We start from the raw sequence: 2465 nt of genomic DNA, 5'->3' as shown, positions 1-2465 counted from the left end.
GCGTTAGCCTGCCGGGCATGGCTGCATTGCGGGCGTTCTTCGGTGGCATCGGGTTCTTCTTTCAGGGCATGCGCTGGTGCGCTCGGCACCCGCGGTGGTGGCTCTTCGGGCTGCTGCCCGCGCTGGTCACGTTGGTCATCTATGTTGTGGCGCTGGTCTTCCTTGGAGGACGTGCCGGGGACCTGGCGGACTTCGCCACGCCGTTCGCGGATGGCTGGAGCCCCGGCCTGCGTGACACCATGCGCCTCCTCCTGGGGATCGTGATCTTCGGGATGGGTCTGGCCCTCGCCGTGCTCACCTTCACCGCGCTGACGCTGATCGTCGGCGAGCCGTTCTACGAGAAGCTGTCGGAGAAGGTCGAGGAGTCCTACGGGGAGGTGCCCGAGGGCAACGACGTGCCATTGTGGCGGTCGATCCCCCGATCGATCCGCGACAGCCTGGTCACCCTCTGGTTCGTGTTGCTCTTCACGGTCCCGTTGTTCGCGCTCGGGTTCGTGCCGGTCATCGGGCAGACGGTGGTGCCGGTGCTCGGGGCGGCCGTCTCGGGCTTCTTCCTGACGGTGGAGCTGACCACGCTCGCCATGGAGCGCCGGGGCATGCCGCGTAAGGAGCGCTTCCGCGTGTTGCGTGCGAACAAGGCGGGGGCACTGGGCTTCGGAGTCGTCGTGTTCCTCGTCTTCCTCATTCCGGTCGGGGCGGTCGTGGCCATGCCGGTCGCCGCGGCGGGCGCGACGATCATGGTGCGGCTCCATCTCGGGCCTGCGGCGCAGGCACTGCCCCGGGATCAGGGGGATCGCGGTCCCGAGACGCCGCCGCATCCGCCGCATTCGTCGCGTCCGCCGCAGCCTCCGGGCCGCTCGTGAACGCCACCTCGGCCGCGTAGTCGCCCGCCTGATCGTCGATCACGTCCAGCAGGGGAAGAAGCCAGGCCATGTGCGGCGGCCCCATGGCCTGGTCGAGATCGGCGGGGCGGGGCATCCGCTCGCCGAGCCGGTCGGGTGGCAGCATGTGGCTCAGCGCCTGGGTGAGCAGCATGGCCATCGAATAGCCGGGATCGGCCGCCAGGGCACGATTGAGGGCCATGTCCGCGAGCGCGCAGTCGCCGTGGTGCCAGGCGGCCATGCCCAGGAGTGATGCGACGGGCGGCAGGAACCGCGGCTCGACCCGGCGGACGAGATCGTGCCAGAGCGCCAGATGCGCCCGCAGGCCGTCGGCCACCATGGAGGTCCACGCCTCGTCGCGCACTCTCACGATGCTCAGCGCCATGCAGAGCCGGGCCGCGTCGTCATCGTCGAGCCGCCCGCCGGCACCGTAGGTCTCGACCGCGGTGTGGACCCTGGCGATGCCCTCGGCGACCAGGTCACGGGCGAACGCGTCGGCGTCGCGGCAGGCGCGGAACCTGCCGATCATGTCGCTGATCGCGCTCCGGGTCGCCTCTCGCATGCCGTCCCGTGTGGCCCCCTCGGTCGGCTCCAGCGAGCCTTCGAGCGCCGCGCGGTCGGGGAGGGCGACCATTCCGTGCAGGGTGGCCAGGGCGGGGATCTGACTGCTGGCCACGTCATAAAGGGTGCCCTCGGGCGGGCAGCAGGTGGTGGCCTCGCAGGTATAGGACCAGTAGCGCCCGCCGTGGGCGCGCAGCGCCTCGGCCACCGCGATATCCGCCCCCTGGACGAGGGAGCGGACCTGATCGACGGCGGGGGTGACGAGCGGCCCCGCGCCGTAGCCGAGCAGGATGACATGGGTGATGTCCTCCTTGAACAGGATCGGGACGAAACGGTCGAGCGCGTCGGACGCGAGGGGGAGATTCCAGCGAAGGGTCAGTCGTGCCTCGCTGTGCGGCCGGGAGCCGGTGAGGCCCAGAACGACGAGGCTGTCGGCCGGGTGGAAACCGATCAGGTAGGGGACGGCGGCGAGCACGTCCACGGGGCTGGAAAGCAGCATTCGGGGCGGGGTGGTTGCCATGCGTGAAAGCCTGCCGCCCCGAGCGGTCGCCCATTTTCGCTAAGGCTCGAACTGTGGACAACCTGAGTGCCGGGTCGTCGGCGGCCTGTGAATACGACAACGGCTCATATAAGTGGGTGGCGTGGCCAGGAAAAGGTGACCCTTGTGATGGCCCGCTGGTTCTCGGCCGTATCGGTGTCGTGTACGTCGTCCTCGCCGCCCGCCGGTACCGCCGGCGTGGGAGTGGCGGGAGGTACCTGGAGTGGGCCGGCGGGACCCGTCATAGGCGGTTGCGAGGGTCCAGATGGGGGCCGCCGCGCTGTGCGGGGTGGAACCTGGCGGGTAGAGGCGTTAGGGCGCGGGAGATCGTTTTGATCGTTCTGCATTTGGGGGAGCGGCCCAGTGGCGGCGGGCGCGGAGGGATCTCGGTTTTGAGGGGTGTAGGCCGGTAGGACGGTCGCCTTCTGCGCGGGCTCTGGGCCTGGTGCAGGGATCTCTGCGGGCCACCGGGGAAGGTGCTGCTC

1 protein-coding gene and 1 pseudogene are annotated in these 2465 nt (G+C 69.9%); one reads left to right on the top strand and one right to left on the bottom strand.

Annotation, left to right across the window (positions count from 1 at the left end):
• On the top strand, window positions 1-863 hold an 863-nt coding region (locus C1I98_RS44765), incomplete at its 5' end, for an EI24 domain-containing protein (protein WP_438672136.1).
• Window positions 864-1008: 145 nt separating this feature from the next.
• On the opposite strand, the pseudogene C1I98_RS37875 reads toward C1I98_RS44765, so the two are convergent.
• A pseudogene (locus C1I98_RS37875) lies at window positions 1009-1941 on the bottom strand (DUF4192 domain-containing protein); the annotation flags it as partial.
• Window positions 1942-2465: the final 524 nt, after the last annotated feature.

The organism is Spongiactinospora gelatinilytica, from assembly GCF_003236385.1.
GTDB lineage: Bacteria > Actinomycetota > Actinomycetes > Streptosporangiales > Streptosporangiaceae > Spongiactinospora > Spongiactinospora gelatinilytica.
This window is presented reverse-complemented; position numbering and strand designations above follow the sequence as displayed.